Annotated in this window: 5 protein-coding genes and 1 riboswitch; of the genes, 2 read left to right on the top strand and 3 right to left on the bottom strand. The window is 63.7% G+C overall.

The genetic code is table 11. The features are described 5' to 3' along the window. The first annotated feature begins 39 nt into the window (after window positions 1–39). A complete protein-coding gene (locus QZ149_RS06655) occupies window positions 40–588 on the top strand; it encodes a 2'-5' RNA ligase family protein (protein WP_291450548.1) in 549 nt (182 codons plus the stop codon). 311 nt (window positions 589–899) lie between these two features. Here QZ149_RS06655 and QZ149_RS06650 read toward each other — a convergent pair whose 3' ends face one another. The 3 genes from QZ149_RS06650 to glyA all read right to left on the bottom strand — a co-directional run bounded on the left by QZ149_RS06650 (window position 900) and on the right by glyA (window position 4,047). Beyond that, window positions 900–1,727 carry an exodeoxyribonuclease III gene (locus QZ149_RS06650; protein WP_291450546.1) on the bottom strand — a complete coding sequence of 276 codons (828 nt, stop codon included), beginning with the start codon at window positions 1,725–1,727 and terminating at the stop codon, window positions 900–902. Between the two features lie 125 nt (window positions 1,728–1,852). Further along, entirely contained in the window at window positions 1,853–2,761 is a 909-nt protein-coding gene (locus tag QZ149_RS06645; RefSeq protein ID WP_291450545.1) for a bifunctional methylenetetrahydrofolate dehydrogenase/methenyltetrahydrofolate cyclohydrolase, read from the bottom strand. Continuing rightward, on the bottom strand, window positions 2,758–4,047 hold the full coding sequence (glyA, locus tag QZ149_RS06640) for a serine hydroxymethyltransferase (RefSeq protein WP_291450544.1): 1,290 nt from the start codon (window positions 4,045–4,047) through the stop codon (window positions 2,758–2,760). Before glyA ends, QZ149_RS06645 begins: the two co-directional genes overlap by 4 nt. A gap of 38 nt (window positions 4,048–4,085) precedes the next feature. Next, window positions 4,086–4,171, bottom strand: a riboswitch (ZMP/ZTP riboswitch). A 308-nt stretch (window positions 4,172–4,479) separates the two neighbouring features. On the opposite strand from glyA, the gene QZ149_RS06635 reads away from it, so the two are divergent. Next, window positions 4,480–5,175 (top strand): sugar transferase, encoded by a 696-nt coding sequence (locus QZ149_RS06635; protein WP_291450543.1) that lies wholly within the window; start codon window positions 4,480–4,482, stop codon window positions 5,173–5,175. The last annotated feature ends 827 nt before the right edge of the window (window positions 5,176–6,002 follow it).

The following is a 6,002-nucleotide window of genomic DNA, read 5'->3' as shown; positions in this document are numbered from 1 at the left end:
GTACAGTGGGAAGCCCACCCCGCGACACAGGCAGGCCACATGTTCCTCCCCCAACGACTCCCCGGCCAAGACTGGCTCGGCGTCGTCGTCGCCATCCCCGAACCCTGGGTCTCACACCTGACAGACCTGCGCCTACGCCTCGGAGACCTCGCCGGATCACGCATCCCCGCACACATCACCCTCATGCCACCCACACCCGTCGCCCGCGACGCACGCGCCGACGTCATCGACCACCTACGCGCCATCGCCGCCCGACACGCCCCCTTCCGCATCACCCTATCCGGCACCGACTCCTTCCGGCCCATCTCCAACGTCGCCTTCATGACCCTCACCGAAGGAGCGAACGCCTGCACCGACATCGCCGAGGAAATCCGCTCCGGCCCCCTCGACCACGAAGCACGCTTCCCCTACCACCCACACGTCACACTCGCCCAGGACGTCGACGACGTCGCCCTCGACCTGGCCCTCGACATCGGTGCAACCGTCGAAGCCTCCTGGATCGTCCCCGGCTTCCGCTTGGACCGCATCTACCCATCCGGGGTCTATTCCTCAATAGCCCTCTTCGACTTCGACGCCTCCGGACGCTGAACTCCTGCCTACCTCGCTTCCGCGCGGCACCTCCACCACCACACTTCCACGCAGCATCTTCACCGCCACGCTTCCGGGCGGCGCGAGGCCTGTCCACTTGATCCGGCCGGTTGCGCCTGTGGGCGGCGGCCCGCCCGCGAGATCGCCACACACGAGCTTCGCTCGGAGTGATCGATCTCAAAGCCCGGCCAGGCCCCACCGCCGCCCACAGGCACCACAGCCAGGCACGACCTCCACGCGCATACACGAAAAGCCGCGGCCGCCCAGGAAACCTCTACTCCCAGGCCAGCCACGGCCTCGTCGATGAAACGTCAGATGTCGTAGGTCACCGAGACGGGCGCGTGATCCGAGAAGCGCTCCGCATACTCGTCGGCGCGGCCAATCTCGAAGGAACGCGCACGCTCACCCAGGGCAGGCGTCGCGTACTGATAGTCGATGCGCCAGCCCGCGTTATTGACGAAGGCCTGACCGCGCCACGACCACCACGAGTAGGGCCCCTGCACGTCGCCAGCCAGGTCGCGCACAGTGTCGCGCCAGCCCTCGTCCACCCACTGGTTGAGGAACGCGATCTCCTCATCGAGGACACCGGCACGCTTGTTGTGGTTCGGCTTCCAGTTCTTGATGTCGGCCTGCGAGCGCACAACGTTGAAGTCACCACACACGAGCGACGACATGCCTCCATCCGCCTCCTCGGCGAGCAGCTCGGCCATGCGCGCCCCGATGCGCGGCAGGTGCGCCATCTTCGCCTCCTGCTTGGGGGTATCCTTCTCGCCCGAATGGAAGTAAGCGGAGACGACACGAACCGGGGTCTCGCCGCCCTCGGGTCGCACGACGGCCTCGAGCCAACGGCCCGAATCCACGTCCGACTCAGCATCGTCGAGGATCAGGCGGGGATCGCCCTCCAGGCGTGCGCGCCCGCGTCGCACGGCCACACCCACGCCCGCGCGCCCCTTGATGCGGCAGGGAACCCACACGCTGTCCCAGGCCTCGCCCATGATCTCGCGGGAGATCTCCTCGGGCGCTCGCACCTCCTGCATGAGCAGCACATCCGTGTCAGACGCCCCCAGCCAGTCGAGGAAGCCGCGCTTGTGGGCGGCGCGAATGCCGTTGAGGTTCACGGTGGTCACCGTCAGGGTCATCGTTTTCTCCTTACGCGAGTTTTCTTCAGTTTAGAGGAACGAGGAGGCGCGGCGAGGAGTTGGATTCCTCGCCGCGCCTCCCGCGTGTTATCAGGTGTCTACCGATTGTCACCGGCAGGGTCCGCTTACTGGGGGCCGAGGCCCGCCTGGCGTTCCGCTGCCTCGACGACGTTCGTGACGAGCAGGGCACGCGTCATCGGCCCGACTCCACCCGGGTTCGGGCTGAGCCAGCTGGCGACCTGATCGACGCCGTCCGCGACGTCACCCTTGAGGCGAGCCTTACCGTCGGCGTCCGTCACGCGGCTCACGCCGACATCCAGGACAACCGCACCGGGGGCCACCATGTCGCGCGTGATGATTCCCGCAGAACCCGCCGCAGCCACGATCACGTCCGCGCGGCGCACGTGATCGGCCAGGTCAATCGTGCCCGTGTGACACACATCGACCGTCGCGTTCACCTCCTTGCGCATGAGCAGCAGACCGATCGAACGACCCACGGTCACGCCGCGCCCAACCACGCACACGTTCTTACCGGCTAGGTCGATCCCGTGGCGCTCCACGAGCTCGATGACCGCGCGCGGCGTGCAGGGCAACGGCGAGTCGATGGGACCCGAACCGCGCAGGACCAGGCGACCAAGGTTCATCGGGTGCAGCCCATCCGCGTCCTTGGCCGGATCGATGCGCTCCAGGACCGCGTTGGTGTCGATGCCACGAGGAAGCGGCAGCTGCACGATGTATCCCGTGCACGCCGGATCAGCGTTGAGCTGATCGATGGCAGCCTCTACCTGCTCCTGCGTCGCGTCGGCGGGCAGATCCACGCGGATCGACTCCGCGCCGATCTGGGCACAGTCGCGGTGCTTGCCGGCGACGTAGGCAACGGACCCGGGGTCCTCGCCCACAAGAATCGTGCCGAGGCCCGGGACGACCCCGACCTCGCGCAGGCGATCCACGCGTTCCTTGAGTTCGGCCTTGATGGCGGCAGCGGTCGCCGTGCCATCAAGAACCCGCGCGGATCCCTCCCAGGGAGCCCTCACTGCTCGAGTCCCGCGTACAGGGGGTGCTTATCCGTGAGCTTCTTGACGCGGGCGCGCAGGGCATCCACCTCAACATTGCTGCCAGACGCGCCCTGCGCCAGCGTCGTACCGATGATGTCCGCAACCTCCGCGAAGTCCTCGGCGTCGAAACCGCGCGTCGCAAGGGCGGGGGTACCGATGCGCAGGCCCGAGGTGACGGCCGGCGGACGCGGGTCAAAGGGCACCGCGTTGCGGTTGACGGTAATGCCGACTTCGTGCAGCAGGTCTTCGGCCTGCTGGCCGTTAAGTTCGGACTCGACGAGGTCGACGAGGACCAGGTGCACGTCCGTGCCGCCGGTGACCAGCTTGATGCCCGCGTTCTTTGCGTCGTCAGCGCCCAGGCGTTCTGCAAGAATCTGCGCGCCTTCGAGGGTACGACGCTGGCGATCTTTGAACTCCTCGGTCTGCGCGACCTTCATGGCAATGGCCTTCGCGGCGATCACGTGCATGAGGGGGCCGCCCTGCTGGCCGGGGAACACGGCGGTGTTGAGCTTCTTGCCCCACTGCTCGCCGCGCGAGGACAGGATCATGCCGGAACGAGGCCCACCCAGGGTCTTGTGAACCGTCGTCGTGACGACGTCGGCGAAGGGGACGGGGTTCGGATGCAGGCCTGCGGCCACGAGGCCAGCGAAGTGAGCCATATCCACCCAGAGGGCGGCACCGACCTCGTCCGCGATGTCGCGGAAGGCCTGGAAATCGAGGTGACGCGGGTAGGCCGACCAGCCGGCGATGATCACCCGCGGGCGCTCGGCGAGGGCCGCCTCGCGAACCTTCTCGGGTTCAATGCGCATGGTCTCGCGATCGACCTCATAGGCGACCGCCCTGTAGTGCTTGCCCGAGAAGTTCAGACGCATGCCATGAGTCAGGTGGCCGCCGTGAGCCAGGGACAGGCCCAGGATCGGGTCGCCGACGTTCGCCATTGCCATGAGGGCCGCAGCGTTGGCCTGCGCGCCTGCGTGGGGTTGCACGTTGACGTAGTCGCCACCGAAGACCTGCTTGGCGCGCTCAATGGCGAGCAATTCAGCAACATCGACAAACTCGCAGCCGCCGTAGTAGCGACGACCCGGGTAGCCCTCTGCGTACTTGTTTGTCAGGACGGAGCCCTGGGCCTGAAGGACTGCACGCGGAACGAAATTCTCAGATGCGATCATCTCGAGGGTGTCTCGCTGACGTCCCAGTTCGGCGTCCAGCACTGCCTGGATTTCGGGATCCAGCTGCGCCAGTGTCATGTCGTTGAGGGAGTCCATATGGTTCTCCTGTTGATCAGTCGAATGTGATGTCGGCAACTTCAAGCCCAGGCGGGCGGCTCTCGATGCAGGCACGCCGCTCCCCGGTGGTACCCCACCTATTTCGCCAGTCACGACGCATGTACAAGTCTATCTCTCCCCGTTAACCCGCGCATTCTGCCAAAATGTCAGGAATCGACCGAACGGTCACCCAACACGACACCGCGACTCCACAGACAGTCTCAATACGTGAAATCACAGCCCATTTTCGCTTGTACTTAACCCTTTGGTTAGCAAACAAGTTAACCGTATGGATAGACTAGGGTTAACACCTAACGGTGACTGAGGCGCTCAGGGATTACTTACTCAGTAAATGTCCTGACCATCGGGGGATTCACTCCTCTAACCGACCTACAGTATTTGAATTTGAAGAAGTAGAAGGAAGACGCACAGATGACAACTTTGATGAAGCCAACTGCACGCGCCGCCTCGACGGCTCTCGCATTCGAGCATGCGTCGGATTTCGCCGCGTCCGCCGACAACGCCATCAAGCGCATGTGCGACATTATCGCCTCGCTTATCGGCATCATCCTGCTGACACCGGTGTGGATCATCGTTGCAGCGATGGTGCGCCTGCACGACGGCGGTCCCGCTTTCTTCAAGCAGGAGCGCGTGGGCCTCGACGGCACGAGTTTTACCATGTTTAAGTTCCGCACCATGCACGTTGATGCGGAAGCCATGAAGGCCTCGCTGACTGAGGCCAACGAGGCCGACGCCAGCGCCGGCAACTCCGTCATGTTCAAGATGGCCAACGACCCTCGCGTCACCCGCATCGGGGCCTTGCTGCGTAAGACCTCGATCGACGAGCTCCCCCAGCTCTTCAACGTTCTTCGCGGTGATATGTCTCTCGTCGGCCCGCGCCCCCCGCTCCCCAGCGAGGTTGCGCAGTACGAGCCGCGCGTCATGGGCAAGTTCGCGGTCCGCCCGGGTATTACCGGCCTGTGGCAGATCTCCGGGCGCTCCAACCTTTCCTGGGACGAGACAGTCCACCTGGACCTGTCCTACGCCCAGCACCGTTCCCTCACGCTCGATGCGTGGATCATGCTGCAGACCATTCCCGCTCTGCTGCGCCATGAGGGAGCCTACTGATTCTTTCTGCGTGTGTGTGAAATAGGGTGAGGCCCGAGCCAAACGGCTCGGGCCTCACCCTTTGACGCGCACAATGAGTCGCACACCCGCATAGATAGGGGCACGCTATAAAAAGGTCGCCACAGCGCCTTGAGGACGCTTCAAGCCCTCGGAACAACGGGCAGACGCCGACGCAATCAGAGTCAGCCAGGAGCGCCAGCAGCACCCTCACAAACATCACATGCGCCGACAACACATAACGGACTCCACGATGACATACGCACTGACAGACTCAAGGGACCAGCAGGACAACCCAGCTCTCCTATCAGCACCATCACAGCAAGAGCGGTGGTAGCACATGCTAGATTGGAAACAGGTAAGGCCCACGAGGGTTTGACACCATCGCCACTGAACCCGTCACTGAAGCTGTTTTATACCCGTGTCAAAACCTCGATAACGGTTATTGCGCACCTAACAACTCACATATTCAACAGCTGTATGACCAACAATCACCTACCGGCTCACGAGACGTCATGACCACTTGGAATCACCTCTGAAGGCCGCGTATTACGCTCGACACCCAACTTGACAGAAGTCGTCACAGTGTCGCACTTCGTATGTCGGACACCCTAGAGGTCCACAGACTTCGAACGCCTGGTAATCCTTTCCCGCATCACCTCACGCCTCAACCAGCCGACTCTCTATCCAGGAGCAAACGCCCCAGTCTCATTCCGGGGAGAACGCTTACAGTAGCACGAAATACCCCTCTAACAGCCAAGACAGACAGCGAGGCGGGCCGAACCCGTGGGTTCGGCCCGCCTCAGCGAGCATCACTTACGCCGCGCGTA

It is taken from the genome of Actinomyces sp. ICM47, assembly GCF_905369875.1.
In the GTDB taxonomy this organism is placed as follows: Bacteria; Actinomycetota; Actinomycetes; order Actinomycetales; family Actinomycetaceae; genus Pauljensenia.
Note: the sequence above shows the minus strand (reverse complement) of the source record. Positions and strands in the feature narration are given on the sequence as shown.